Below are 26,582 nucleotides of genomic sequence, written 5' to 3'. Positions count from 1 at the left end.
ACTCCGGTGCCCACGAGGGCACTGGTGGGGGAGGAACGCGTGACCGAGTGGCCTGGGTCGCCGCTGCCGTCGCAGCGGGTACCGGCAACGCGGGGCCGCGGCGTACTCGTGGTGCTGCGCCGCGGTGGCAAGGTCGTGCTCTCGATGTTCTCGATCGTGGTCCTGGCGCTGACCTGGTACGGCTGGCAGTTCATCGGCGACCCGCAGACCGGGTTCACGACCACGCAGATCTTCGACCAGCCCGAGGCGCACGCCAAACCGCTCGACGGCGCCATCGACATCCTCCTCGTGGGCCAGGACAGCCGCACCGACGCGCAGGGCAACCCGCTGCCGCGCGAGGTGCTCGACATGCTCCACGCCGGCATCGCGGACGGTGAAAAGCAGACCGACACGATGATCCTGGTGCACATCCCCCAGAACGGAGAGCACGCGGTCGCCATCTCGTTCCCGCGCGACTCGTGGGTGGAGATCACCGGCGGCTTCGGCAAGCACAAGCTCAACAGCGCGTATGTGTACGCCTACAACGACACGTTCAAGACGCTGCAGAACCATGGCGACGCCGACCTCAAGGACGTCGACGAGAAGTCCAAGGTGGCCGGTCGCAAGAACCTCGTGGCCACGCTGGAGAAGTTCATCGGCAAGCCGGGCATGATCGACCGCTACGCCGAGGTGAACCTCGCGAGCTTCTACGAGATCACGAAGGCCATCGACGGCGTGGACGTGTGCCTGAACAGCGCCGTGAAGGAGAAGAAGTCCGGCGTGGACCTGCCGGCGGGCCGCCAGAGCATCTCGGGCGTGCAGGCGCTCGCGTTCGTGCGCCAGCGCTACGGCCTGCCCAACGGCGACCTCGACCGCATCGCGCGCCAGCAGGCGTTCCTCTCGGGGCTGGCCAACAAGGTCCTCTCCGGCGACGTGCTCACCAACCCGGGCAAGATCGCGCAGCTCGTGGCCGCGGTGAAGAAGTCCGTGGTGCTTTCCGAGGGCTGGGACCTCACCGAGTTCGCGGAGCAGATGCGCGGCCTGACGGGCGGCAACGTCGAGTTCCACACCATCCCCACGCAGGGCAACGCGGTGATCGGCGGCGCCGACGTGCTGCGCGTCGATCCGGCCCAGGTGCAGGCGGAGGTCGACCGGCTCACCTCCGACGGCACGCCCGACACCCCCACCTCGACGCCCGCCACGCTGCCCGGTGCCGGCGCCGTGACGGTCGAGCTGTTCGACGGCAGCGGCGCCGATGTCGCCACGCAGACCCACACCCTGTTGCAGGGCAAGGGTTTCCAGCTCGCGGGCGACACGATGCTGTCGACCCGGGCGAGCACGGTGATCCGCTACAACCCGGCCGACGACGCCGCGCTCGCGCTGGTCCGCCAGGCCCTCGGCGGCGACCTCGAGGCCGAGCCGGACTCCGACGTCACCGCCGGGCACGTGCGTGTGCTGCTCGGCAAGGACCGTCGCGGAGCGGGCGCCGGGTCGGGGTCGACCCCGACCGTGACGAGCACCCCGACCAAACCCAGCGCGCCGGCCGCACCACCCGCTCCGCCGATTACGGCCGGCGGAGTGCCCTGCGTCAACTAGAGTCGGGCACTCAGCGTGGCGGCCGGGGGCGGCCTCTAGGCTGGGCTATGGGGAGGTACGTGGGGTGGACGAGAACGAGGACAAGCCGGACCGGGCCGAGAGCGCGGAGCCGACGGAGCCGTCGTCGGAAGAAGCCGTCGAGCCGGCTGAAGCTGCCGAGACGCCGGATTCGGACACGGACAGTGACGAATCGGCACAGTCTTCCGACTGGAAGCCGTCGCCCTACCCCCGGTTGGACCTGCCGCAGCCGACAGTGCGGACCCCGCGTGTCCGTCCGGGCCGCGCCGGCCGGATCACCCGGCGGATCGCGCTCGGGCTCGTCTCGGTGCTGGCGCTCGGCGCCACCGGTTACGCGTACGTGACGAAGGACCAGCTGCAGAGCAAGGTCCCCACCACCGACGTCCTCACCCCCCGCGCGGGGGAACCGCCGGCCCCGCCCGCCGACGACGGCGCCACCGACATCCTGCTCGTCGGCAGCGACGCCCGCACCGACGCGCAGGGCAACCCGCTGCCGCTGAGCATGCTGAAGTCGCTGCGCACCGAGGAGAAGGCGGGGATCAACACCGACACGATCATCCTGCTGCGCTTCCCGAAGGACGGCAGCAAGCCGTCGGGCGTCTCGATCCCTCGGGACAGCTGGGTCGACATCCCGGGCCGCGGCCAGGCGAAGATCAACTCGGCGTACGGCGTGGCGAAGGCCAAGTTCGCCGACGCCGAGCGCGCCAAGGGCGAGCGCGACCAGGCGAAGATCGAGCGCGACTCCGACAGCGAGGGCCGGCGCGTACTGGTCCAGACCGTGCAGGACCTCACGAAGATCCGGGTGGACCATTACGCCGAGATCAACCTGCTGGGCTTCTACCTGCTCACCGAGGCGCTCGGCGGCGTGAAGGTGTGCCTGAACCACTCGACGTCGGACAAGGACTCGGGTGCGGACTTCCGCCGCGGCGTGCAGACGGTGTCGGGCGGCGAGGCGCTGTCGTTCGTGCGCCAGCGCAAGAACCTGCCCCACGGCGACCTCGACCGGATCGTGCGCCAGCAGGCGTTCCTGTCCTCGGCGCTGCACCAGGTGCTGTCGGCGGGCACGCTGACCAGCCCGTCGACGATGAGCAGCCTCATGGACGCCGTGCACCGCTCGATCACGCTCGACGACGGCCTCGACGTGCTCGACTTCGCGCAGCAAGTGAAGGGCGTGGCGTCCGGCGATCTGAACTTCACGACCGTGCCGGTGATCACGGCCAACGGCCGCAGCGCCGACGGGCAGAGCATCGTCGAGATCGACCCGGCGGCGGTGCGCAAGTTCGTCGCCGGCCTGGTCGGCCGCGCGCCCACCGGCGGCGGCGGGGCCGCGGCCGGCGCCCCCGCACTGCAGCTCCAGTCGGGCATCCCCGGCGTGCCCTGCGTCGACTGAGGCCCCGGCTAGCCTGGGCTTCATGAGTCTGACCGAACAGCTGCTGCGCCCGCTGCTGGCGTCGCCCGCGAAACCGCTGATCACGCACTACGACGACCAGCTCGGCAGCCGCGTCGAGCTGTCGGTGGCGACCACGCTGAACTGGGCCGCGAAGACCGCCAACTGGCTCGTCGACGAGTTCGACGTCGAGCCGGGCGACGACGTCGCCGTGCAGCTGCCCGCCCACTGGCAGACCGCCGGCATCCTGCTCGGCGCCTGGTGGTGCGGCGCCCGCGTGGTCCCCGAGCCCAACGGCGCGCGCGTGGTGTTCATCGGCCCGGACGCTTCCGTCGACGCACCGGCCGTCGCCGTGGTCTCCCTCGACCCGATGGGCCGGGGCCTGTCCACTCCCCCGGCGGGCGGCGCCCTCGACTACCTCACCGAGGCGCGGATGTCGGGCGACCAGTTCACACCGATGTCCCCCATCCCCGGGGACACTCCCGCGCTCGGCTCGTCCACAGTGGACGAGGTGCTCGCGGAAGCCCGTGCGCGCGCCGAAAAGCTGGGTCTGACCGCCACCGACCGCACCCTGTCCACCTTGGACTGGACCATCCCCGAAGGCGTCCTGGACGGCTTCCTCGTGCCCCTGGCCGCGAGCGCCCACCTCGTCCAGGTCACTCACGCGGACCCGGCGAAGCTCGACCGCAAACGCGACGCCGAACGCACCACCACCGACCTCGGCTGACCGTCAGCGGCGGAAACCCGCTTGACGGCCAACGGTTTCCCCGGGTCGGATGACGTGCCATGACCCCCGGACAACCGCACCCCCTCGACGACGACCTCGTCCGGCGGCTGGTCGCCGGGCAGTTCCCGCGGTGGGCGGCGCTGCCCGTGCGGCGCCATCCCTCGGGCGGCACGGTCAACGCCGTGTACCGGCTCGGCGAGGAGTTGGCCGTGCGACTGCCGCTGCTCGAGAGCGGGGCGAAGGACGTCGCGCTGGAGCAGAAGTGGCTGCCTCGCCTCGCCTCGCGCCTGCCGACCGCCATTCCGGAGGTGGTCGGGGCCGGGGAGCCCGCCGAGGAGTATCCGTGGCCGTGGTCGGTCTACGGCTGGCGCACCGGTGAGCACCCCGAGGCGGAAGCGCTCACCGAGCCGCTGGCGCTGGCGCTAGCCGAGGATTTGGCCGCGTTCGTGGCGGCGATGCGGAGCATCACCTTGCCGCGAGCGCCGCGGGCCCACCGCGGCGGACCGCTCACCGAGCTCGATCCGTGGACGCGGGCCGCGATCGGCGAACTCCGTGGCCTGCCACAGGAGGGCGTCGACTGCGACGCCGCGCTCGCCGTGTGGGAGCAGGCGCTGCGCGCGCCGGGCTGGACCGGGGAGCCGGTGTGGCTGCACGCCGATCTCATGCCGGGCAACCTGCTGCTCGAGAACGGCCGGCTGACTTCGGTGATCGACTTCGGCTGCACGGGGACGGGTGATCCGGCCTGCGATCTGTTCCCCGCGTGGAACCTGCTGCCGGTGGATGCGCGGGAGGTCTTCCGCGAGGCGCTCGGCGTGGACGACGCGACCTGGGCCCGAGGCCGGGCCCGCACGCTTTCCCAGGCGCTGGTCGCCCTGCCGTACTACCGGGAGACGAACGCGGCGATGGCGAACACCGCCCGGCACGTGATCCGGACGGTGCTGGCCGAAGCCCGCTGACGCTGTGGTTACACGGTTTCCAGCTCGGCCATCGGGGTGGTGCGGGCCTCGCGCTTGCGCCAGAACAGGACGTGGTCCAGGGAAAGCCGCCCGCCGTTGAAGCCGAGGGCGAGGGCGGCCAAGCCGAGCACCAGGACGAGCTCGTAGCCGCCCGTTCCGGTGAGGCCGTTGGGCGCGTGGACGGAGAGCAGCGCGCCGGCCATGTCCACGACGTAGCCGACGGCGATCAGCGGCAGCAGGAAGCCGGCGACGAACGCGATCGAGCCGAGCACCTCGAGGATGATCACGAAAACCGCCGAGATCGTGGGCAGCGGCACGCCGACCTGGCCGAAGAAGTCCGCAGTGGCGCCAACCCCGCTGTTCCACTTCTGCAGGCCGTGGGCGAAGAACACCACGGCCACGCCGATGCGGCCGAGCAGCAGTGCGACGTCCTTGACTCGAGCGAACATGAAAACTCCTGATCGGTGATCTTCCCACTGTCCCGGCCCACAGTAGGTCGGAGGGCGCCGCCGAAGCCCGCTTCGGCGAGTGATCGACAGGAAACCGACAGGCACCGGAAAATACTCGCTGTACGCGTCCGTCACCGAGCGGTATCGTGCCGACCGCCCTGTTCGAGACGGTGAGGAGACCCCGATGCGCCGACAGTCCGACCGACCCCAGTTCGGCCTGTCCATCGCATCGATGAGGACCTCACCCGTTCATGACCCCGCAACTCAAGACACTCACGCTTGGCATCCTCGCGCACGTCGACGCCGGTAAAACCAGCCTGACCGAGCGCCTGCTCTTCGAGACCGGCGTGATCGGCCACCTCGGCAGCGTCGACTCCGGCGACACCCAGACCGACTCCCTGGAGCTCGAACGCCGCCGCGGAATCACCATCAAATCGGCCGTGGTCGCTGTGACCACGGGCGAGCACCGGCTGACGCTCGTGGACACCCCCGGCCACTCCGATTTCATCGCGGAGGTCGAACGCGCCCTCGGTGTGCTCGACGGCGCCGTGCTCGTGGTGTCCGCAGCCGACGGGGTGCAGGCGCAGACCCGCGTGCTCATGCGGACTCTCACGCGCCTCGGCATCCCCGTGCTCGTGTTCGTGAACAAGATCGACCGCGTGGGCGCGCAGGAAACCACCCTGCTCGACGCCCTGCGCACGCGACTTTCCCCGCGTTGCGTCGCGCTCGACACCGTGACCGGGCTCGGGACACCGCAGGCGAAACCCGTGCCGCTGCCACCCGGCGACGAGCTGGCCGAGGCGCTGGCGGACGACGACGAGTTCTTGGCGTCCTATGTGGAGGGACGCGAACCGGACTACCACGCGGCCCTGGTCCGCCAGGTCGCGCGCGGAGCCGTGCACCCGGTGGTGTTCGGCTCGGCGATCACCGGCTCGGGCGTGGCCGCGCTCGTCTCGCGCGTGCGGGAGCTCTTCCCGGCAAGGGAACGCACCGAGGCCGGAGAGCTAGCCGCCACCGTGTTCAAGATCGAACGCGGGCGCGCCGGGGAAAAGATCGCGTACATCCGGGTGCGGTCGGGTTCACTGAGCCCGCGCACGCCGTTTCCCTTCCACCGCCGCGAACCCGACGGCACGGTCACCGAGCTGACCGGCCGCGCGTCCGCCGTGCGCGTCTACGAACACGGCGCCACCCCGGTCGACGGCCCGGCGTGCGCCGGCGACGTCGCCCGCGTGTGGGGCCTCAAGGATGTGCGGATCGGCGACCACTTGGGTCGCGCCGGCACCCTCGCCGAGCCCGGATTCTTCGCCCCGCCCAGCCTGGAGACGGTGGTGCGGCCCGTCGACCCGGACGACGCCGTGGCCCTGTACTCGGCGCTGGAACGACTGTCCGAACAGGACCCGTTGATCAGCGTCCGCCGCCACGAACACGAGGTCTCCGTGCGGCTCTACGGCGAAGTCCAGAAAGAGGTGATCCGCTCGACGCTGGCCGAGGACTTCGGCCTGGCCGCGGAGTTCGAGGAGTCCCGCATCCTGCTCGTCGAACGCCTCTGCCGTGCGGGCCACGCCGTGGGCCACCGCGCGCCTGACGAACGCGTGTACTTCTGGGCCAACGTCGGCCTGCGCGTGGAACCCGGCCCGCCCGCCTCCGGCGTCGCGTACCGGCTGGGAGTGCACCTTGGCTCACTGCCGCTGGCGTTCCACAAGGCCATCGAGGAGACCGTGCACGAACAGCTGCGCCACCGTCCGCGCCCGGTGATCGACTGCGTGGTGACCCTGACCGAGGCCGCGTTCTTTCCGCCACTCACCACGGCCGGCGACTTCCGCGGCATGACCGCGCTCGCGCTCGCCGAAGCCCTGCGCGCAGCCGTCACCCGCGTGCACGAACCCGTGCACAGCTTCGAGGCCGAGGCCCCGGCGAACGCGGTGAGCGGCGTGCTCCGCAAGCTCGTGGAGCTTCGCGCGGTACCCGACGAGCCCACGGTCACGGCCACCGGCTGCACCGTCACCGGCACGATCCCGGCCGCGTCCGTGCACGAGTTCGAGCAGGCGTTGCCCGCACTGACGCAGGGCGAGGGGGTGTTCTTCAGTGAGTTCGCCGAGTACCGGCCGCGCTGAGCATCACCGCCGGTGTGCCCACGCGGCCCCGAAGCAGTACGCGCCGAACGCGGCGAGTCCTAACGCGACGATCGTGAGCAGCACCGTGCCGAACGGCTGGCCGGCCAACGTCCGCAGCGCCGCGTCGAGGCCACCGGCCGCCCGCGCGTCCGACCGCAGACCGGCGTACCCCAGCAGGACGGCGATCACGGCGAAAACCACGCCTTTCGCCAGGTAACCGCCGGTGCCGAGGCGGGCCACCCAGCGCCGGGTGGCCCGCGGCAGCTCGAAGGTGTCGAGGTCCTGCATAAACGACCGCCGCACGCCCTTCACGCCGGCCGCGACGGCCACCGCGGCCACGCAACAAGCCGCCACCACGACGATCGCCGGCCCGGCCGGCAGCGAGAGGAGTTTCGCCGTGGCCTCCTGCTGACGCTGGTTGCCCGCGGCCGAACCGGCGCCCACGGCGATCCGGATCGCGCTGTAGCCCAGCGCGAACACCACGATCGCGCGCCCGGCCGAGCCGAGGCGTTTGCGGACCCGTTCGCCACCGGACACCCACTGGTAGCCGGTCGCGGCCATGAGCATCTGCCACAACCCGAACGCGAGCAGCCCGATCGCGAGCACCCACAGGACTACGCGGCCGGCCGCGTTCGAGCCGATCTCCTGCAGTGCACCGTTCTGGTCCGCGGGTGCACCGCTGCCACCGCCGAACGCGATGCGCAGCGCGAGGTACGCGACGATCAGGTGCACCACCCCGTAACAGGCCATGCCGGCGCGGCCGAGTGCTTGCGCGGTCGTGCTGCCGCGGGTGCGGCCGATCGGGATTCTCGTTCTGACTGCGTTCATCCGGGCACCTCCGTTGCCGGAGTGCCCGGGTTTCGCCCGCGTGACACGAAACCGGGGCCGATTGGGCCATTCAGCGCAACCGGACTGTCCCGAATGGACTCAGGCCGGGCGGCGGCGTACCGAGTCGAGCGCGGCCCAGCCGCCATGGGTGGCCAGCAGCGTCAGCACCTGCTCGGCGTGCGCGGCGAAGCGCTGCAGATCTTCGTGGAGCTTGGGCGCACGGTCGGAGTCCAGTGGCGCGAAGTCGTCCCACCACAGCCCGATCACGGCGCTCGCGCACAGCGCCAGCGACTGGATGACGTGCACGAACTCCTCTGCCGGGTCGGCGGAAGTCTCGCGGTACACAGTCTCGATGTCGTCGCACACGTCGAGCAGTTCGCGCAGCTGCTTGACCGCGTCGGCGGGTGTGCCGTCCCACGCGGCCGTGGGCCAAGCGCGGTCGCTCAGCTCGAGCCACAGGCGCCAGCCGGCGACCAGCTCGGCGTCGTCGCTCGGCTTCCAGGTGTCAGGGACCGGCCAGAACATGTCGACGACTGTGACACTCGGCCGCGGGGCTGCACAACTGGAATGGCACAACGGGACGAAAAGAGTTCGCGTTTGTACCTACTTCTGGAATCCTCGTTACGTGCTGATCCGCGACGCGACGGGCCAAGACTGGCCTGCCATCTGGCCGTTCCTGCACGACATCGTCGCCGCCGGCGAGACCTACGCCCTGCCCCGCGACCTGGGCGAACAGGCCGCGCGCGACCTCTGGCTGATGTCCCCGCCCGGCCGCACCGTCGTCGCTGGGAACGATTCCGACGCCATTCTCGGCTCGGCGAAGATGGGGCCGAACCGCGAAGGACCAGGCTCGCACATCGCGACCGCGAGCTTTATGGTCGCGCCCGCTTCCGCCGGTCGAGGCGTCGGCCGCACGCTCGGCACGCACATGCTGGAGTGGGCGCGCGCCGAGGGCTACCGCGGGGTGCAGTTCAACGCCGTGGTCGAAACCAACACCCGCGCGGTCGCCCTGTGGAAATCACTCGGCTTCACCGTGATCGGCACGGTGCCCGGGGCTTTCCACCACCCGGTGCACGGGTACGTGGGGCTGCACGTGATGTACCAGTCGCTCAGCTGATCACCGGGGGCACGAACACGCACTTCGGGGTCTGCGCGTGCGCCGGGTCGAGCGCGTTGAGCACCTCGCGCTCGGCGATCGGGTCGTACGGAATGCCCAGGTGGTCGGTGAAATCGGCCGAGCAGACGTCCTGCAACACGATGTTCTTGACGTTCGGCGCCGGCTTGAGGAACGCGTTGGTGTAGGGCGTGACCACGTCGTCGTACTTGGTCTGGATCACGGTGTAGTCGATGCCGGGCACCGTGTCGCCACCGGCGTTGAGGTCGGTCAGGAACGCCGAACCGGTGGACTGCTCGTTGCACGACGCGCACGCGAGGCCCACGAGATCACGCACCGGCGGGATGGCCTGCAGCGTGCTGAGCAGGCCGAACAAGCTCGTGCCGTAGTTCGACGGCGACAGGCCGATGAGCTTGCCGATCTTCGAGGCACCGCCGAGGTACTTGATCCAGTAACGCGGGTTCATTCCGCCCTGGGAGTGCCCGACGACGTCCAGCTTCGCGGCCCCCGTGGCCGCGAGGACCTTGTCCCCGAACGCCGCGAGCTGCGCGGCCGTGCCGGCGACCGGGCCGACGGTCTGCAAGAAGCTGCCCGGCGAGCCGCCGAAGTTTCCGGCGAACACGCAGTAACCGTGGTCGGCGAGCACCTTCGAGAGGTTGGCCCAGTTCTCGTACGCGTTGGCCGTGGTGCCGTTGGACAGCAGCACCGGGTTGGGGTGTTCAGCCGACGGCTTGCAGTTCCAGTCGTTGGCGCCGGGCGGGGCGATCGTCGGCTGCACCACGGAGTACAGCGCGGCCGAGATGATGTTCGGCTGGACCGGGCCGGTCGGCTCCTTCACCGCCGCGTCCGCGGTGCCGGTACTCAGGGCGAATGCTCCCACTGCCGCCACGAGAACCACTACCCGACGCCCGAACGCGCGCACACCCATCCGCTCCACCTCTCTGTGAACCGATGGTGACCCCAGCCACCTGATCAGTTAACGCGTGGCGAGAGGAACGGAAACTCCTCCGAGTGGGTTACTTGCCCGCAGCGTGGGCTTCGAGGAATTTCTTCAGGTGCGGGTACACGTCCGACGCGTGGGTGAGGCTGAGGAAGTGCGCGCCACTCACGATCGTGACCAGCGGTTCGGCGTTGGGCAGCGCGGCCACGAGCGACTCGGCGCGGGCCATCGGGTACTCGTTGTCTCCGCTGCCGTGCAGCACGAGCACCGGCTGCTGGATCTCGCCCGCGCGTTCGAGCACGCTGTCGCGGCTGACGAGCGTCTCCATGATCCGCTGGAACTTCTCCCCCGGGACCTCGAGCCACTTCGTTTTCCACGCGGACGCTTCGTAGTCACCGAGGCAGAAGACGGCAACGCCGTCGACCAGTGGCTCCGGCCCGGCTTCGAGCCAGGCGGCGATCAGGTGCCGGTAGACCGTGGCGGTGCCTTCGGCTTCCTTCTCGGCGGACGTGCCGAGCACGGCCATCGCGGTCACGCGCTCGGGCTGGAGCAAAGCCATGCGCAGGGCGATGAACCCGCCCTGGCTCGTGCCGATCACCGCGGCCCGCTCGATGCCGAGGTGATCCAGCACGCCGAAAGCGTCGCGGGCGACGTCCCAGTAGTCGAAGTCCTCGTCGGCGGGAGTGCCGCCGTGGCCGCGTTCGTCGATCGCGATGAGCCGGTAGTCCGCGCCGAAGGACTGGACCTGTGGCTCCCACATGTCGATGTCCATCAGGAAGCTGTGCAGCAGCAGGACAGCGGGGCCATCACCGCCGTAGTCGACGAAATGCACCTGCTGCCCACCGTTGACAGACACCGTCGCCATCCGACACCTCCGCGTTGAGGACCAGCATGGCACATGTCTCACATGCGCCAGGATCGGGCAAGAGGCAGGGAAATCCTCACCCGAATGCCCGCCGGTGCCGCGGTTTCGCCGGTGCCGCGCGGGTCAGTTCACGGCGGCGTGCGCGGCGAGGAAACCCTTGAGGTGCGGGTTGACGTCGGCGGCGTGAGTGAGGCTGAGGAAGTGCGCGCCGTCCGCGATCGTGACCAGCGGCTTCGCGTTCGGCAGGCCGTTGACGAGCTCTTCCGCCTTCTCGACGGGGTAGGCGCGGTCGGCCGTGCCGTGCAGGACGAGCACCGGGGTCTGGACCTCGCCGAGGCGCTCCAGCAGGCTGTCGCGGCCGGCAAGGACGCCGATCAGCAGGCCGGCTTGCGCGCCCTGGTAGTGCTCGCGCCACTTGGCCTTCCACGCCGCGGCGTCGAAGCTGTCGCCGAAGCAGATGGCGGCGACGCCGTCGATCACGCCGTCGGGGCCGTTCTGCGCCCACACGTCGCCGAGCTGCCGATAGACGGCGGCGACCTCGTCGGGCTCGGCGGCGGCCGACGTGCCGAGCACGGCCAGCGCGGTCACGCGCTCCGGGGCGAGCAGCGCCATGCGCAGGCCGACGAACCCGCCCTGGCTGGTGCCGATCACGGCGGCGCGGTCGAAGCCGAGGTGGTCGAGCACCGCGAGCGCGTCGCGGGCGACGTCCCAGTAGTCGAACGGCCCGTCGGCCGGGGTCTCGCCGTGGCCGCGCTCGTCGATCGCGATCAGCCGGTGGTCGCCGCGCAACGCCTCGACCTGCGGAAGCCACATGTCGACGTCCATCAGGAAGCTGTGCAGCAGGACGACGGCCGGGCCGTCGCCACCGTGGTCGACGTAGTGGACCTGTTGCCCACCGTTCACGGTCACCGTGGCCACACCGCACCTCCGCATTGAGACAGACAGACGTTTTGTCTCACGTTCAGGGTGTTTTGGCAAGCGGAGTCGGCCATACTGCGCGGATGGCCGGCCCTCCCTCCACCGACGACGTCGTCCGCGCGGCGACCGAGGCGTACCTGCGCGGCCGGACGATCGACATGTCGGCACTCGCGACCGAGCTCGGCTTGAGCCGCGCGACGCTGTACCGGCGCGTCGGCAACCACGAGCAGCTGCTCGGGCGCGTACTCGCCGACAGCACCGAACGGACCTACCTCGCGATCGAGGCCGGTGTGACCGGTCCCCCGGGCCTCGCGCGGACGCTGGTGGTGGTCGAGCGGTTCATGCGCACCGTCGTCACGCTCGCGCCGCTGAAAGACCTCGCCCGGCGCGACCCCGTGCTGTTCGCGAAGGTGATCATGTCGCCCGGCGAGGTCGAGTCCCGGGCGGCGCGCCTGTTCACCGAGCTGCTCGACCGCAACGGCCTGCGCTTCGACGCGCCGACGGCGGCCGTCGCGCAGGCCGTGATCCGCATCGGCGACTCGTTCATGTACTCCCAGCTCCTCGGGGGCGAGCCGCGGCTCGACGACGCCGTACAGGTGATCGGGCTGCTGCTCGCCACCGCCAAGTGACCCTCCGCGGCTCGGTGATCAGCGCCGGCGCAGGCGCTTGTCGAGGATCGCCGGCGTGGGGTTGATGTAGAAGTCGCCGGAGTGCACGTCGACCCCCGGCGGCACGATCTCGTCGATGCGGTCGAGCACGTCGTCGCTCAGCTCCACGTCGGCGCCGGCCAGCAGGTCGGTGAGGTGCTCGGGCCGGCGCGGGCCGATCAGCACCGACGTGACCGCAGGGTGGGCGCGCACGAACGCGATCGCCAGGTGCGGCACGGAGATCCCCGTGTCGGCGGCGAGCTTGGTCAGCTCCGCGACGGCGTCGGCCTTCGCCTGGACGCCCGGCCGCGAGAGGTCGAACATCTGCGCGCCGCGGCCGGCGTTGCGGTGCCCGGCCGTCGGGTCGGCGCGGCCGGAGAGCCAGCCGGAGTTGAGCGGGCCGAAGGTGAGCACGCCCATGCCGTAGCGCTGCGCGGTCGGCAGCACGCGCTGCTCGATGCCTCGCGTGAGGATCGAGTACGGCGGCTGCTCGGTGCGGAACCGGTAGTGGCCATGGCGTTCGGCCGTCCACTGCGCTTCCACCGTCTCCTCCGGCGAGAAGAACGAGCTGCCGATCGCCCGCACCTTGCCCTCCCGCACGAGGTCCGACAGCGCGCCGAGCGTCTCGTCGATGTCGGTGCCCGGGTCGGGCCGGTGCAGTTGGTAGAGGTCCACGTAGTCGGTTCCGAGGCGGCGCAGGCTGTTCTCCAGCGCCCGCTTGACCCAGCGCGGTGAGCCGCCACGCTGGTTCGGGTCCTCGCCCATGGGGAGGCCGAACTTGGTCGCCAGCACCACGCCCTCGCGCCGACCCGCGAGCGCCTTGCCGACGATCTCCTCCGACTCCCCGGTCGAGTAGACGTCGGCCGTGTCGAGGAAGTTGATGCCGGCGTCGATCGCCGCATGGATCATGCGGACCGACTCGTCGTGGTCGGTGTTGCCCATGGCGCCGAACATCATCGTGCCGAGCGCGTACTCGCTCACGGAGATGCCGGTGCCGCCGAGAATGCGTCGTTTCATGGTTCCCACGCAACCACCGTTCGCACCCGAGGCGAGAGGACTCCCTCTACCGGGGGTCCAGCAGACCCCCTCTCGAGGCGGACATCGGCCTTACGCTGGGTCGCATGAGCGAGCAACTCCGGGACTTCCTGCGCTCGCGCCGAGCGAAGATCACCCCCGCCGACGCGGGCCTCACCCCGCACCCCGGCCCCCGGCGCGTGCCCGGCCTCCGCCGCGAAGAGGTCGCGCAGCTCGCGGGCGTGAGCGTGGACTACTACGTCCGCCTCGAACGCGGCCGCAACCTCAACGTCTCCGAGTCCGTCCTCGACGCCATCTCCCGAGCCCTGCAGCTCAACGACCTCGAGCGCACCCACTTATTCACCCTCGCCAAGCCCACGCGCTCACGGCCGCGGCCCCTGCCGCCCCAGCGCGTCCGCCCGGGCCTGCAGCTCGTGCTCGACAGCCTCCACCACGTGCCGGCCATCGTGCTCGGCCGCCGTATGGACGTGCTCGCCGCCAACCGCCTCGCCAACGCCCTCTACTCCGACTTCGGCGCCCTCCCTCCTCGCTCCCGCAACATGGCCCGGCTCATCTTTCTCGACGACACCGTCCGCGGCCTCTACACCGACTGGGAAGGCGCCGCCCGCGGCGTCGTCGCCACCCTCCACCTGTATGCGGGCCGCTACCCCCACGACCCGGCGCTCGCGGAGCTCATCGGCGAACTCTCCCTGGGCGACCAGGACTTCCGCCGCTGGTGGGCCGACCACGACGTCTTCGAACGCACCCACGGCGTCAAGCACTACCACCACCCGCTCGTCGGCGAGCTGACGCTGGGCTACGAAGCCATGACCCCCGTCGACGACCCCGAACAAACCCTCGGCATCACGACCGTCGAGCCGGGCTCCCCTTCCGAGGAACGCCTGCGCCTCCTGGCGAGCTGGACGTCACCGGCCACAGTGGACGGTTAGCTTTCGCTCGAGTATTCGTCCTTGAACCCCTCCTCTCCCAGTGCTGTGACAAGACGCTCCCGCAACGCCTCCCGCACCTCGGCGTCATCGGGATCGAGCACCTGACCCCGCTCCCGCAACGCCCTCTCCACTTCCGCCAGCAACCGGACGGCCCCCGCGGCATCTCCATCCCTCTCCGCCAGCACGGCACTCGCGAGTTCGCCGTACGGCACCAGGTCACCGACGCCGTGCTCCCTCGCGTACCGCCGAACTCCCTCGAACAACTCCCGAGCCCGCCCGACGGCGCCGGACTCCAGCTCGACGTACCCGAGGTTCAGCTGCTCCCAGACCACGAGATCAGCCAGCCCCGCCTCCTCCCGCAACGCGATGCTCCGCGCGAACAACTCCCGCGCTTCCGCCGGCTCGCCCCTCATCCGCGCGACGGCCGCCAGCACATGCACCGGCCCCCGCTCCAACGCCGAGTCACCGCTCCGGCGCGCGACCTCGAGCGCCTCCACGGCCAACTCCCGGCACCCGGCCAAGTCCCCACCCCGCACGGCAACCCTGGCCAACATGCACAGCGCATCAACCTCGCCGGCAGCGTCACCCGCGGCCTTCGCCCGCCCGAGCTCCGCGCGACTCAACCGCTCGACAGCGTCGGTCTCCCCTCGCCGAAACGCAGCGAACGCCTCTTCCGCAAACGCCATCCCACTCCCTTCCGACCCAGCGACCGACGCACCGAACGCTCCCTCGTCACGCCGCTTCCCGCAACGGCACCTCGATCAACTCCGCCGCAGCAACCAGCTGCGCGGCAAGCTCGCGCGCCCCGGCCCCGTCGACCTCGACATCGGCCCAGCAGTCCCGGTTCTCGACGTGCACCAGCACCGACCGCCGCTCGGTGATCTCGGCCCGCCAGGCCGTCGCGGAGACGATCGGCGGCTCGGCGCCGTCGGACACCATCCCGCGCACGTCCGGCGCACCTGCATCACACGCGTGCCGCTCCTCGTCCTGGTACCGGCACCACGCCGCGTGCCGATACGGCCGAGCCGCCCATCCCCTACCGACCAGGTCTTCGTCATCGCCACTCCTCATCCAGTGCTCCTCGTGCAGCATGGTGCTCCATCAGCACCGTCGTCACCCAGAGTGCCTCAAGCGGCGCTGCACGTCAAGCACTACACTGCTCCTCGTGCAGGATCACCCGGAACCACCGCGCGAAGCTCCCGGCGACGCCATCGGCGCCCAAGCCGAGCGCACCTTCGCCCTGAACATGCGCGCGCTACGAGAAGAGCTGGGCGTGTCCCAAGCGGGCCTCGCGAAGAAGCTGGAACGGGTAGGAATCCAGCTCGACAGCACAGCCATCACCCGCATTGAAAAACACGCCGACGGCACCACCGGGCGGACAATTCGCCTCAGCGAAGCCGTCGCCATCGCGAAGGTCCTCAACACTTCGCTCGCGAACATGGTCCTGCCCGCGCGCTCCAGCCTGTTCGAACAACTGTCCCACGCGGCAGAAGAACTGGAATCCGCAACCGACGCCGCCGACACAGCCAATCGCCACCGCGACGACGCCGAGGAAAAAGTCCGCACGCTGCAAGGCCGCTTCGTCGAATGCGAAGTCCCCAGCCTGCAAGAGATCCTGCGCTACACCGCGCGAGACCTGCACCGTCTGGCCGGTACTTGGAGCGAGCAGCGGGATTCGTTCAAACAACAGCGGATCAACCTGGCGAAGAACGCCGACGCGACCGATCCCGAAACCGAGTCAAGGCTGCTGCAACTGGAGGAAAAAGAACTGATCTGCCTCGACGTCCTCTACCGCATCGAAGACGCCGCCAAGATCCGCGCCGGGTGGCGGCGACACTAAAAAAGCCCGCGCACCCCGAAAAGGTGCGCGGGCCGAAAACCAAGAACCTCAGCCCTTGAGCAGAGCCCGAGCCATCACCATGCGCTGGATCTGGTTCGTGCCTTCGTAGATCTGCGTGATCTTCGCGTCGCGCATCATGCGCTCGACCGGGAAGTCGCGGGTGTAGCCGGCGCCGCCGAAGAGCTGGACGGCGTCGGTGGTCACGGACATCGCGATGTCGGACGCGTAGGCCTTCGCGGCGGACGCCATGAAGCCCGCGCGCTTGTCGCCGCGCTCGGAGGCGGCGGCGGAGGCGTAGACGAGGTGACGAGCGGCCTCGATCTTCGTGCCCATGTCGGCGATCATGAACTGCACGCCCTGGAAATCGCCGATCGCCTTGCCGAACTGCTTGCGGTCCTTGACGTAGGCGATCGCGGCGTCCAGAGCACCCTGCGCGATGCCCAGCGCCTGCGCGCCGATGGTCGGGCGCGTGTGGTCGAGCGTCTTCAGAGCGGTCTTGAGGCCCGTGCCCGGCTCGCCGATGATGCGCTCGGCCGGGATCGTGCAGTTCTCGAAGTAGATCTCGCGCGTCGGCGAACCCTTGATGCCGAGCTTGCGCTCCTTCGGCCCCACGGAGAAGCCAGGGTCGTCCTTGTGCACGACGAACGCGGAAATGCCGTTGGACTTCTTCTCCGCGTCCGGATCGGTCACGACCATCACCGTGTACCACGAAGATTCACCCGCGTTGGTGATCCACGCCTTGGTTCCGTTGAGGACCCAGTGATCACCGTCGAGCTTCGCCCGTGCGCGCATCGACGCGGTGTCCGAGCCGGCTTCGCGCTCCGACAGCGCGTACGACGCCATCGCCTCGCCCCGCGCGATCGAGGGCAGCACGATCTTCTTCAGCTCTTCCGAGGCCGACAGGATGATCGGCTGCGTGCCGAGCTTGTTCACCGCCGGGATCAGCGACGCCGACGCGTCGACTCGCGCGACTTCCTCGATCACGATGCAGGCGCCCACGGCGTCGGCACCCTGGCCGTCGTACTCCTCGCCGATGTGCACGGCGTTGAAGCCCGACTTGGTCAGCGCCTCCAGCGCCTCGGTCGGGAACCGCTCGTTCTCGTCGACCTCGGCGGCGTACGGCGCGATCTCCTTCTCGGCCAGAGCCCGGACCGCGGCCCGCAGCTCTTCGTGCTCCTCGGCAAGCTGGTACAGGCCCTCGGCCACTTCCGTCACCTTCTCTGCAGCAATGGGGAGAGTTTTGTCGATGTTAGCGCTCGTTCACGCCGGGCGCTCCGCTCGTTCTTGTGTCCTTGGCCGCACTCTTCGTAAGGTCGGGTGATGGCCATCACCGCGTCGACGCCGCCGCCCGGATTGCCCGCTTCCCTCACTTACCCCGATGTTCCGGTGGGTTCGATACTCGCCGGCGCCGCCGTCCGCTTCGGTGATCGCACCGCGTTCGCCATGGGCGACGACAGCCTCACCTTCACCGAAACGTACGCAGGCGCGTGCAAGTTCGCCAACGCGCTGCTCGCCCGCGGCATCGGCCACGGCGACGTGGTCGCGATCCACCTGCCCAACTGCCTCGCCTATCCCGTCGCCTACTACGGCACCCTGCTCGCCGGCGCGACCTTCAGCCCGACGAACCCGCTGCTCCCGCCCGACGACCTGGCCTTCCAGCTCACCGACTGCGAGGCCGCCGCGGTGGTCACGTTCGGGCCGGTCGCGGGCACTGTCGCGGCCGTCGCGGACCGGATCCCGGCGCGGCTGACGATCGTGGTCGCGCCGAGTGCGCCGGCTTGGTCCGACGCCGTCGTCGAGTTCAAGCAGTTCTTCGCCGAAGCGCCGGCCACCCGGCCCGACGTGGCCATCGACGTCCACCACGACCTCGCCCACCTCGCCTACACCGGCGGCACGACCGGCCGGTCGAAGGGCGTGGAGCTCACGCACCGCAACATCGTGGCGAACACGCTGCAGAGCGCGTGCTGGAGCAGCGGTTCCATCCCGGCGCTGGACACGTACGGTGACGTGATCCTCGACCAGATCGGCAGCGCGGACGAGTGGGTCGGACGCCTCGGGACCGGCGTCGCGATCAACCTGACGCCGTGGTTCCACGCGATGGGCGTGATCGCCGGCCTCAACGCCGCGCTGCTCAGCGGTTCCCAGACCGTGCTGCACGCGCGCTTCGACCCGGCCGCGTACGTCGCCGACGCCGAACGCCTGCGCGTGACGTCCCTCGGCGGCGCGCCCGCGCTGTTCGCCGCGCTGCTGGCGACGCCCGCGTTCCACACGGCCGACCTGTCGTCCGTGCGCAGCATCGGCTCCGGCGCGGCGCCGATGAACCACGAGATGATCCGCGCGCTCCACGAGCGCTTCCCCGGCATCGTGATCGCCGAGGGCTACGGCCTCACCGAGATGACGATGGGCGCGGTGATCTCGCCGTCGTACCGCTCGGGTGTGCGCAAGGTGGGCTCCGTCGGCGGGCCGATCTTCGACACGGAGGTGAAGATCGTCGGCCTCGACGAGGACCCGCTGCCCGCCGGCGTCGAGGGCGAAGTGTGCCTGCGCGGGCCACAGATGATGCGCGGCTACCGCAACCGGCCGGACGAAACGGCCGCGGCGCTCGTCGACGGCTGGCTGCACACGGGCGACATCGGCGTGCTCGACGAGGACGGCTATCTGTCCATTGTGGACCGCAAGAAGGACATGCTGTTGTACAAGGGGTACAACGTCTTCCCGCGCGAGCTGGAGGAGCTGCTCATCGCACTGCCGGGCGTCGCGACGGCCGCCGTGGTCGGCCGCCCGCAGGCCGACGTCGGCGAGCTGCCCGTCGCGTTCGTGGTGGGGCAGCCGGATGCGGACCTGAATGCCGAAGAGCTGATCACCGCGGTGAACGAGAAGGTGGTGCCGTACAAGCGGATCCGGGAGCTGTACTTCGTCGACGAGATCCCGGTCTCGGCGGCGGGGAAGGTGCTGAAGCGGGAGCTTCGAAAGCAGCTGCCCTGAACTACTGGCCGGCCTTCTCCCGCAGCGCCGCGTCCTTCTCCAGCACCAGCGCCTCCAGGCTCGACTGGAACTCCGCCAGTTTCGACTGCAGCTGCAGGTCCGAAGCCGCCAGGATGCGCACGGCGAGGAGGCCGGCGTTGCGCGCGCCGCCGACGGAGACCGTGGCGACGGGGATGCCGGCGGGCATCTGGACGATGGAGAGCAGCGAGTCGAGGCCGTCGAGGTACTTCAGCGGGACCGGGACGCCGATGACGGGCAGCACGGTGGCGGAGGCGACCATGCCGGGCAGGTGGGCGGCACCGCCGGCGCCGGCGATGATGGCGCGCAGGCCGCGGGAGGCGGCGGACGTGGCGTAGTCCAGCATGCGCTGCGGCGTGCGGTGGGCGGAATAGACGCCGACCTCGTACTCCACGCCGAACTCCGCCAGGGCCTGGCCGGCGGCCTCCATGACGGGCCAGTCGGAGTCGCTGCCCATGATCACGCCCACCTGCGGCGCCATATGTGTTCCCTTCAGCGGATCAGTGGATCTCGTAGCCGTCGAGCCAGACGGCGTGGGACAGCCAGTGGGCCGACAGCAGCGCGCGGTTGCGCAGGTCGTCCATGTCGTTGCCGACGAAGTTGACGTGGCCGAGCTTGCGGCCGGGGCGGTCCTGCTTGCCGTAGAGGTGGATCTTCACGTCGGGGTAGCGCGCGAACAAGTGGTGCACGCGCTCGTCCGGGCTCATCTGCGGCGCGACGTCGGCACCGAGCACGTTGGCCATCACGCACGCGGGCGCGACGAGGTCGGTGCGGCCCAGCGGGTAGTCGAGCACGCCGCGCAGGTGCTGCTCGAACTGCGACGTGCGAGCGCCGTCCATCGTCCAGTGGCCGGAGTTGTGGGGGCGCATGGCCAGCTCGTTCACGAGCAGGCCCTTCTCCGTCTCGAACAGCTCGACGGCCAGCAGCCCCGTGACGTCCAGCATCGACGCGATGCGCAACGCGAGGTCCTGCGCTTCGTGCACGCGCTCCTCGGACAGGCCGGGCGCGGGGGCGAGGACCTCGGTGTTGATGCCGCCGGTCTGCACCGTCTCGACCACCGGGTACGCGGCTCCCTGGCCGAACGGCGAGCGGGCGACCAGCGCCGCCAGCTCGCGCTTCATCTCGACCTTCTCCTCGACCAGCAGCGCCGTGCTCGCGTCGAGCAGGCGCGGCACCACCTCGCGCGCGTGCTGCGCCGTGTCGAGCATCCAGACGCCGCGGCCGTCGTACCCGCCGCGAGCGGCCTTCAGGACCACCGGCCACCGGTGCGCCGCGCCGAAGCTGATCACGTCGTCCACAGTGGACACCTCGGCGAACGCGGGGCCGGGCACCTCCATGCCGGCCATCATCTCGCGCATCACGAGCTTGTTCTGCGCGAACCCGAGCGCCGAGGGCGCCGGCCGCACCACGACGCCCTCCATCACGAGCGTCAGCAGGTGCTCACCCGGCACGTGCTCGTGGTCGAACGTGAGCACGTCGACACCCTGCGCGAACTTCCGCAGCGCCTCAAGGTCCGTGTGGTGCCCGATGACGACATCGGACGCCACGAGCGCGGCCGAATCGTCCGCACTCGCCGACAGGACCCTCAGCGACTGACCTAGGGAGATCGCCGCCTGGTGCGTCATGCGGGCCAGCTGCCCGCCACCCACCATGCCCACCACGGGAAGACCGGTTCGTTTGTCCATAGCGCCGCTCAGGTTACTTGGCGAGACCTGGCGGAGCTGCGGGTACCGGCTCAGTGAGCCACGCCACCGGCACCCGCGCCCAGCCGCGCGCGTCCGTTCCGCTCCCCGGCCGCCGCCTTGGTGCGCGCGGTCAAGTGCTTCACGACGTACTCGGCGTCGCGGCCGGCGCCACCCACGAGCATCGACGAGAACGCCCACTGGAACGACAGCCCCACGAAGTACAGGCCGGGTGCCGTGGTCGCCACGCCGCGCTCCTCACGCGGCCAGCCGGAGTCGTCCGTGACGGGCGGGTCGATCCAGGAGAAGTCCTGGCGGAACCCGGTGCACCACACGATGTTGGCGACGTCGAGCACTCGGCCGTCGCCGAGGACGGGCGCACCGCCGCGGACGCCGGTCGTGCGGTCGGCGACGAGTTCGACCCCCTCGCGGGTCAGGTCGGCGCGCTTCACCCGGATCAACGGTCCGCCGTGCGCCCGGATCTCGGACCGCATTGCACGGCCGAGCGGCGTCCGCAGGGTCATCACGTGTTTGGCCGCGAAGAACAGCACCGGGAAGATGACCCGGGCCGGGCGCCGGTTGATGTCGAACGGGAACTCACCGCGGATCGGCCCGCTGAGCACCGTCGGATGACCCGCCCGAGCGGCCTCGTACGCGATGTCGCCGCCCGAGTGCGAAGCGCCGACGACCAGGACCGCCCCGGGCTTCAGCTGCGCCGGGTTGCGGTACTCGCTGGAGTGCAGCTGCCGGATCCCGGGGTCGAGCCCCCCGGCGAACTCCGGGACCCGCGGCGCACGGCCGAAGGTACCTGTCGCGACCACCACGTTGTCGCAGGTGAACGTCGTGGTCCCGGTGGTCACCTCGTACCCGGCCTCGGTTCGCCTCACGCTCTCCACGCGCTGCCCACCCCTCACGGGCAGCGAGAACCGGCGAGCGTAGGTCTCGAGGTAGTCCGCCATCTCGTCCTTGGTCGGGTAGTGCATCGGCGGGCCCGGGTAGGCCATGCCGGGCAGCCCGGCCGCCAGGGCCGGGGTGAACAACCGCAGCGTGTCCCAGTGGCAGCGCCAGTTGTCCCCGATCCGGTCGTTGCCGTCGAGGACTACGAAGTCGCGCCCCCGCCGCGCGAGGTAGTGGCCGGCTGACAGGCCCGCTTGCCCCGCCCCGATGATCACGGTCTCGGTGCGCTCGTGCTCGTTCATCAGTGACACCTCCTGACCAGCACGTTAGGAGCCGCCCGTGCGGTCGGCATCGAACAGCCGTACCACTTCGGTCGGGGGCGGGATGGTCCGTCCGTACCACGGGTCAGATGAGGTGGTGCTGAACCGCGTGGGTGGCCGCGGCGGCGCGCGAGGGCACGCCGAGCTTGGCGAACACGTTCTGCAGATGCCGGCGCACGGTGTGTTCGCTGATCACCAGCCGCACCGCGATCTGCCGGTTCGACAGCCCCTCGGCCACCAGCGCCAGCACCTGCAGCTCCCGCTCGGTCAGCGAGGTCGGCGGCGTCGGCAGAATCGGCGGAACGCTGGTGCCGGCGCCGAGCCGGTGCAGGACCTCACGCGCGGTGGCGAAGTCCACCTCGGCCGCGTCGTCGTCACCCGTCAGCTGCCGGGCCCGGCCGATGAGCAGGCGCGAGCGGGCTCCGTCGTACGGCGCGTCCAGCTCGGCCCACCCCTCGCACGCGGTGCGCAGCTCGGCCAGCGCGGCCGAGGGATCGCCCTCCGCCAGCAGGACCGAGCCCCGCGCGTGCGCGGCCGTCGCCCGCAGCAGCGGCATCCCGATCTCGGCGGCGATCGCCGTCAGCTCGTCGGCCGCGCCGCGGGCGGCACCCGGTTCTCCGGCGGCCAGCACGATCTCCACCTGCGCCGCGAGCATCCGGGCGCGCACGAGGTGGTCGTCCGCCGCCTCGGCCACGGCGTGGCCGATCGCCGAGACAGCCGCCGCCGTCCGGCCCTGGGCCAGGCGCAGCAACGCGCAGCCGGGCTGGGTGGGATGGCCGTACTCGCCGGCTTTCCGGTAACCGTCGTCGGCCGCGGTGAGCTCGCCGCGCAGCCGCCGCAGCTCGGCCTCCTGGTACAGCGCCATGCCGAGCGCCGGCTGACGGCGGAGGCCGGAGAGCCGCTCACCGGCGCGGCGGGCCTCCACCAGGGCTTCCGGCCACGCGCCGAGAGCCTGCAGCACCTGCGAACGGTGCACCAGGCACTGGCCGCGGAACAGCACCAGGTCCGGCTGCGCCGCGCACCACGCGCTCAGCGACGCCGTCCACTCCTGCGCCCGGATGACGTCGAAAACCTCGTGGCAGCCTTCGATCGCGCTGCAGTAGACCACTCCGGCAGGGATCGGCGACACCTCGCCCGAGGTCACCGAGACCATCGCCTCGTCGAGCAGGGCCAGTCCTTCGGCGGTGCGGTGCAGCTTGATCAGAGCCCGGCCCTGTGCGTGCCGGCCCAGCGCCAGCAGGTCCGTGTCGCCGAAGCGGGAAGCGATCTGCACGGCGGCGGTGAACGCGTCGTGCGCGCCCCGGGTGTCACCGCCCTGGATGCGCTGCAGGCCGACCGGGACGAGGAGGTAACCCCGTTCGACGCAGTCCAGGCCGTGCTCGTCGAGCAGCCGCCGCGCCCGCGCCAGCCAACCGTTCGCACGAGCCGGCTCACCCCGCAGCAGCAGTGGCAGGGCCAGGAAGAACGCGCACCGGGCAGCCTCGGCCAGCCCACCATCCCGCACGTACTCGAGATACGCGCGCTCCCGTGATTCGAAGCTTTCGTCGTCGTGCCCGAGCAGATAAGCCGCCGTCGAAAGGCGCACGAGATCTTCCGCGGTGAGCGACGCACGGCCTCCGGTGAGCCGTGTGTACACCTCCCGCCACGCCTGTCCGGCGAAGGCCCGCTCGGCCGTCTCGCCGTTCACCACCGCCATGCACCTCCCGGCAGTCGTTCCACTGTACGACGCGGATTCGACGCTGGGGAGCGGCGACGCTATTTCGCCAGCCTCGCCACGGGAGAACTCAGCCGCAGCTCGCGCACCACCAGGCCGACGATCGTGCAGGCCGCCGCGACGACGTAGGCGTTGCCGAGGATCGACCAGCCCAGGCCCCACGTGAACTCGACGTCGGCGCCGTTCGGGACGAGCATGACGACTTCCGAGGCGAACAGCGCGGTGGCCGCGAGGGCCCACCAGCGGCGGCCCGTGGTGACGAGCAGGGCGATCAGCGGCACGGCCCACACCCAGTGGTGCGACCAGGAAACGGGCGAAAGCAGCAGTCCGTAAAACGCCGTCACCAGCAGGGCGGCCTTCGGTTCGCCGCGGCGGTGCAGCCGGATCACGAGCCACACAGCGGGCACGGCGAGCACCGCGCCGACGGCGACGGCCACCGTGAGCGACCACGGGGCGAGGGCGGAGGCGCGGTTGACGAGGCCGTTGAGCGACTGGTTGAAGATCCACGAGACCGAGCCGACGCGGCTGGGGTCGGTGGCCGACTTCGTCCAGAAGAACCACGCGTCGCGCGGGATGACGGCGAACATAACGGTCTCGAGGCCGACGAAGGTGGCCACTGCGCGCAGGCCGTCTTTCCAGCGGCCGGTGAAGAACAGGTGCGGCACGAAGATCAGGGGCGTCAGCTTGATGGCCGCGGCGACACCGACCAGCACGCCCGCCCGGCGTGAGCCGCGCAGCGAAAGCACCAGGACGTCGACGACCACGAACGCCATCAGGATCAGGTTGATCTGGCCCAGGAACAGCGTTTTCCACACCGGTTCCAGCGCCAGGGCCAACGCGGTGCCGCCGAGGAGCCACCAGCGCGAGGGGCGCGCGACGATCGCGATCACCACGGTCAGTGACACCACCGACAACACCGTCACCACGCCCCACACCAGCCCGGCCGGCACGAGGGCGAGCGGGAGGAACAGCGCGGCCGCGGCGGGGGTGTAGGTGAAGGGCAGCCGGACCCAGTCGGGCAGGGTCGTGAGATCGCCGGTGGTGTAGAGCGGCTCGCCTTTGAGCAGGGTCAGCGCGCCGCCGCGGTAGACGGCGCTGTCGGCGCCGAGGTGCCGGTGGGTGAGCCAGACGACGGCTCCGAGGACGAGTGCGAGAAACGGCAGCGCCAGCAGGCGCGGGTCAGCGAGCCGGCGTGGCGTCGGCACGGTCCGCGGCCTCCCCAGAGCCCGAACCCGAACCAGAACCGGAATCCGGCCCCGAATCCGGGCCTGGGCCCGAACCGCGATTGCGCGCCCGCCGCTGCAGCCCCCACCGCAGGATCAAGGCAACCCCCAGCACCACCGGCATCAGGATGTACGCGTCACCGAGGACGTTCTGCCACACCTTCCAGTGCAGCTCGACGTTGCGGCCGTTGGGCAGGATCAGCAGCACGCAGCTGACGAACACGAACGCCACCAGCCCCGTGCCCAGCCAGCGTTTCCACGCCGTGGCGGGCGTCGTCTTCGGCAGGCGCGACACGAGCAGCACGATCAGCGGCGCCACCCACACCCAGTGGTGCGACCACGAGATCGGCGACATCAGCAGCGTCCAGAACGCCGTGACGAGCAGCGCGGCCAGCGCCTGTCCCTTGCGGTGGAAGCGGATCAGCAGCCACAGCGCCGGGATCGCCAGCAGGAGCCCGATGCCCATCGCCGCCTTCGACGCCCACGGCGCGAGGTCGGTGGCGCGGTTCATCAGCGCGTTGAGCGACTGGTTGCCGGCCCAGTGCACGGGCCCGATGCGGCCGGTGTCGGGCAGCGTCGCGGTCCAGTAACGCCACGCGTCGTGGGAGTTGATCAGGAACATCAGGCCCTGCAGGACCACGAACGTCGCCAGCCCGCGCAACGCGTCCTTGCGGCGGCCGGTGATGAACAGGTGGCCAAGGAACACCAGCGGCGTGAGCTTGATCGCCGCCGCGACGCCCACCAGCACGCCGCCCCACCGGCTGCCGCGCGCGCCGAGCACCAGCATGTCCAGCAGGATCATGGCCATCAGGATCAGGTTGATCTGGCCCAGGAAGATCGTGCGCCACACCGGTTCCAAGCCGAGGAAGACCACGAAGAACACGATCGTCGACCGCGCGGGCGAGGCCCACCACCGCGGCCCGTCCTCCTCCGGCCGCGGCAGCGCGCCGATCGAGATCCGCACGGACAGCGCGAGCGCGCCCAGCGAGACGGCCGTCAGGAACCCCCACGCCACCTGCGTCGGCACGAGCGCCAGCGGCACGAAGAACAACGCGGCCGTCGGCGGGTACGTGAACGGCAGCAGCGCCCACCACGGTTCGGTGGACAGGGTGTTGGTGTCGTAGAGCGAGTCCCCGTGCAGCAGGGTGAGCGCGCCGCCGCGGTAGACCGCGCTGTCGACGCCCAGCCCCCACTCGTGCGTCCAGCCCCAGATCCCGACACCGATCGCGACCAGCGGGATCACCGACAAGATCAGGATCGACCGCGGCCGCATCGACAGTCTGGCGAGTGACTTGCGCAGGGCCAGACGAGGCTGGGCAGCGCTCGCCGGAACTTCGCCGTCGACGGCGGAGGGTACGGTCCTGGTCACCACACCAGGAAATCATGAACGCGCCGGAGCAG

26 protein-coding genes are annotated in these 26,582 nt (G+C 70.5%); 10 read left to right on the top strand and 16 right to left on the bottom strand.

Annotated features, from left to right (window positions below; translation table 11 throughout):
- The first annotated feature begins 39 nt into the window (after positions 1-39).
- The 4 genes from ABZU76_RS19290 to ABZU76_RS19275 all read left to right on the top strand — a co-directional run bounded on the left by ABZU76_RS19290 (position 40) and on the right by ABZU76_RS19275 (position 4,663).
- On the top strand, positions 40-1,575 hold the full coding sequence (locus ABZU76_RS19290) for an LCP family protein (RefSeq protein ID WP_354871176.1): 1,536 nt from the start codon (positions 40-42) through the stop codon (positions 1,573-1,575).
- 64 nt (positions 1,576-1,639) lie between these two features.
- Positions 1,640-2,983, top strand: a complete 1,344-nt coding sequence (locus ABZU76_RS19285) for an LCP family protein (RefSeq protein WP_354871174.1) — start codon at positions 1,640-1,642, stop codon at positions 2,981-2,983.
- A gap of 22 nt (positions 2,984-3,005) precedes the next feature.
- Positions 3,006-3,707 carry a TIGR03089 family protein gene (locus tag ABZU76_RS19280; protein WP_354871171.1) on the top strand — a complete coding sequence of 234 codons (702 nt, stop codon included), beginning with the start codon at positions 3,006-3,008 and terminating at the stop codon, positions 3,705-3,707.
- 59 nt (positions 3,708-3,766) lie between these two features.
- Positions 3,767-4,663, top strand: a complete 897-nt coding sequence (locus ABZU76_RS19275; protein ID WP_354871169.1) for an aminoglycoside phosphotransferase family protein — start codon at positions 3,767-3,769, stop codon at positions 4,661-4,663.
- Between the two features lie 8 nt (positions 4,664-4,671).
- Here the strand turns inward: ABZU76_RS19275 and ABZU76_RS19270 are convergent, their stop codons facing one another.
- Positions 4,672-5,112 (bottom strand): DoxX family protein, encoded by a 441-nt coding sequence (locus tag ABZU76_RS19270; RefSeq protein ID WP_354871166.1) that lies wholly within the window; start codon positions 5,110-5,112, stop codon positions 4,672-4,674.
- 251 nt (positions 5,113-5,363) lie between these two features.
- On the opposite strand from ABZU76_RS19270, the gene ABZU76_RS19265 reads away from it, so the two are divergent.
- A complete protein-coding gene (locus ABZU76_RS19265; protein WP_354871164.1) occupies positions 5,364-7,226 on the top strand; it encodes a translation factor GTPase family protein in 1,863 nt (620 codons plus the stop codon).
- Positions 7,227-7,229: 3 nt separating this feature from the next.
- On the opposite strand, the gene ABZU76_RS19260 is transcribed toward ABZU76_RS19265, so the two are convergent.
- Both ABZU76_RS19260 and ABZU76_RS19255 read right to left on the bottom strand, forming a co-directional pair.
- Complete coding sequence (locus ABZU76_RS19260; protein ID WP_354871162.1) at positions 7,230-8,054, bottom strand: DUF1206 domain-containing protein; 825 nt, start codon at positions 8,052-8,054, stop codon at positions 7,230-7,232.
- 99 nt (positions 8,055-8,153) lie between these two features.
- A complete protein-coding gene (locus ABZU76_RS19255; RefSeq protein WP_354871159.1) occupies positions 8,154-8,579 on the bottom strand; it encodes a hypothetical protein in 426 nt (141 codons plus the stop codon).
- A gap of 100 nt (positions 8,580-8,679) precedes the next feature.
- Between ABZU76_RS19255 and ABZU76_RS19250 the strand changes: the two genes are divergently transcribed.
- Positions 8,680-9,171, top strand: coding sequence for an N-acetyltransferase (locus ABZU76_RS19250; protein WP_354871156.1), 492 nt, complete (start codon positions 8,680-8,682; stop codon positions 9,169-9,171).
- Here the strand turns inward: ABZU76_RS19250 and ABZU76_RS19245 are convergent.
- The 3 genes from ABZU76_RS19245 to ABZU76_RS19235 all read right to left on the bottom strand — a co-directional run bounded on the left by ABZU76_RS19245 (position 9,164) and on the right by ABZU76_RS19235 (position 11,891).
- Complete coding sequence (locus ABZU76_RS19245) at positions 9,164-10,096, bottom strand: alpha/beta fold hydrolase (RefSeq protein ID WP_354871154.1); 933 nt, start codon at positions 10,094-10,096, stop codon at positions 9,164-9,166. The genes ABZU76_RS19250 and ABZU76_RS19245 overlap by 8 nt on opposite strands.
- Before the next feature lie 88 nt (positions 10,097-10,184).
- A complete protein-coding gene (locus tag ABZU76_RS19240; RefSeq protein ID WP_354871151.1) occupies positions 10,185-10,973 on the bottom strand; it encodes an alpha/beta hydrolase in 789 nt (262 codons plus the stop codon).
- Positions 10,974-11,096: 123 nt separating this feature from the next.
- Entirely contained in the window at positions 11,097-11,891 is a 795-nt protein-coding gene (locus ABZU76_RS19235; protein ID WP_354871148.1) for an alpha/beta hydrolase, read from the bottom strand.
- An 83-nt stretch (positions 11,892-11,974) separates the two neighbouring features.
- On the opposite strand from ABZU76_RS19235, the gene ABZU76_RS19230 reads away from it, so the two are divergent.
- On the top strand, positions 11,975-12,520 hold the full coding sequence (locus ABZU76_RS19230) for a QsdR family transcriptional regulator (protein ID WP_354871146.1): 546 nt from the start codon (positions 11,975-11,977) through the stop codon (positions 12,518-12,520).
- Between the two features lie 18 nt (positions 12,521-12,538).
- On the opposite strand, the gene ABZU76_RS19225 is transcribed toward ABZU76_RS19230, so the two are convergent.
- Positions 12,539-13,555 carry an aldo/keto reductase gene (locus ABZU76_RS19225; RefSeq protein ID WP_354871143.1) on the bottom strand — a complete coding sequence of 339 codons (1,017 nt, stop codon included), beginning with the start codon at positions 13,553-13,555 and terminating at the stop codon, positions 12,539-12,541.
- Between the two features lie 104 nt (positions 13,556-13,659).
- Between ABZU76_RS19225 and ABZU76_RS19220 the strand changes: the two genes are divergently transcribed.
- Entirely contained in the window at positions 13,660-14,502 is an 843-nt protein-coding gene (locus tag ABZU76_RS19220; RefSeq protein WP_354871140.1) for a helix-turn-helix transcriptional regulator, read from the top strand.
- On the opposite strand, the gene ABZU76_RS19215 is transcribed toward ABZU76_RS19220, so the two are convergent.
- Entirely contained in the window at positions 14,499-15,188 is a 690-nt protein-coding gene (locus ABZU76_RS19215; protein ID WP_354871137.1) for a tetratricopeptide repeat protein, read from the bottom strand. The genes ABZU76_RS19220 and ABZU76_RS19215 overlap by 4 nt on opposite strands.
- A gap of 46 nt (positions 15,189-15,234) precedes the next feature.
- A complete protein-coding gene (locus ABZU76_RS19210; protein ID WP_354871135.1) occupies positions 15,235-15,594 on the bottom strand; it encodes a hypothetical protein in 360 nt (119 codons plus the stop codon).
- A gap of 73 nt (positions 15,595-15,667) precedes the next feature.
- Between ABZU76_RS19210 and ABZU76_RS19205 the strand changes: the two genes are divergently transcribed.
- The gene (locus ABZU76_RS19205) at positions 15,668-16,342 is read left to right on the top strand and encodes a helix-turn-helix transcriptional regulator (protein WP_354871133.1); all 675 of its coding nucleotides are present in this window, start codon (positions 15,668-15,670) and stop codon (positions 16,340-16,342) included.
- A 48-nt stretch (positions 16,343-16,390) separates the two neighbouring features.
- Here the strand turns inward: ABZU76_RS19205 and ABZU76_RS19200 are convergent, their stop codons facing one another.
- Entirely contained in the window at positions 16,391-17,557 is a 1,167-nt protein-coding gene (locus ABZU76_RS19200) for an acyl-CoA dehydrogenase family protein (RefSeq protein ID WP_220246347.1), read from the bottom strand.
- 105 nt (positions 17,558-17,662) lie between these two features.
- Here ABZU76_RS19200 and ABZU76_RS19195 point away from each other — a divergent pair, with 105 nt between their 5' ends.
- Positions 17,663-19,327: an AMP-binding protein gene (locus ABZU76_RS19195; protein WP_354871131.1), complete on the top strand. Its 1,665-nt coding sequence runs from the start codon at positions 17,663-17,665 to the stop codon at positions 19,325-19,327.
- Between the two features lies 1 nt (position 19,328).
- On the opposite strand, the gene purE is transcribed toward ABZU76_RS19195, so the two are convergent.
- The 6 genes from purE to ABZU76_RS19165 all read right to left on the bottom strand — a co-directional run bounded on the left by purE (position 19,329) and on the right by ABZU76_RS19165 (position 26,550).
- On the bottom strand, positions 19,329-19,826 hold the full coding sequence (gene purE, locus ABZU76_RS19190) for a 5-(carboxyamino)imidazole ribonucleotide mutase (RefSeq protein WP_220246345.1): 498 nt from the start codon (positions 19,824-19,826) through the stop codon (positions 19,329-19,331).
- A gap of 19 nt (positions 19,827-19,845) precedes the next feature.
- Positions 19,846-21,030: a 5-(carboxyamino)imidazole ribonucleotide synthase gene (locus ABZU76_RS19185; RefSeq protein ID WP_354871128.1), complete on the bottom strand. Its 1,185-nt coding sequence runs from the start codon at positions 21,028-21,030 to the stop codon at positions 19,846-19,848.
- 50 nt (positions 21,031-21,080) lie between these two features.
- The gene (locus ABZU76_RS19180) at positions 21,081-22,226 is read right to left on the bottom strand and encodes an NAD(P)-binding domain-containing protein (RefSeq protein ID WP_354871126.1); all 1,146 of its coding nucleotides are present in this window, start codon (positions 22,224-22,226) and stop codon (positions 21,081-21,083) included.
- Positions 22,227-22,329: 103 nt separating this feature from the next.
- Positions 22,330-23,940, bottom strand: a complete 1,611-nt coding sequence (locus ABZU76_RS19175; protein ID WP_354871124.1) for a LuxR C-terminal-related transcriptional regulator — start codon at positions 23,938-23,940, stop codon at positions 22,330-22,332.
- 59 nt (positions 23,941-23,999) lie between these two features.
- A complete protein-coding gene (locus ABZU76_RS19170; protein ID WP_354871592.1) occupies positions 24,000-25,130 on the bottom strand; it encodes a glycosyltransferase 87 family protein in 1,131 nt (376 codons plus the stop codon).
- Positions 25,131-25,137: 7 nt separating this feature from the next.
- Entirely contained in the window at positions 25,138-26,550 is a 1,413-nt protein-coding gene (locus ABZU76_RS19165; protein ID WP_354871121.1) for a glycosyltransferase 87 family protein, read from the bottom strand.
- Positions 26,551-26,582 lie beyond the last annotated feature (32 nt).

This window comes from Amycolatopsis sp. NPDC005232 (assembly GCF_040607795.1).
Lineage (GTDB): Bacteria > Actinomycetota > Actinomycetes > Mycobacteriales > Pseudonocardiaceae > Amycolatopsis.
This window is presented reverse-complemented; position numbering and strand designations above follow the sequence as displayed.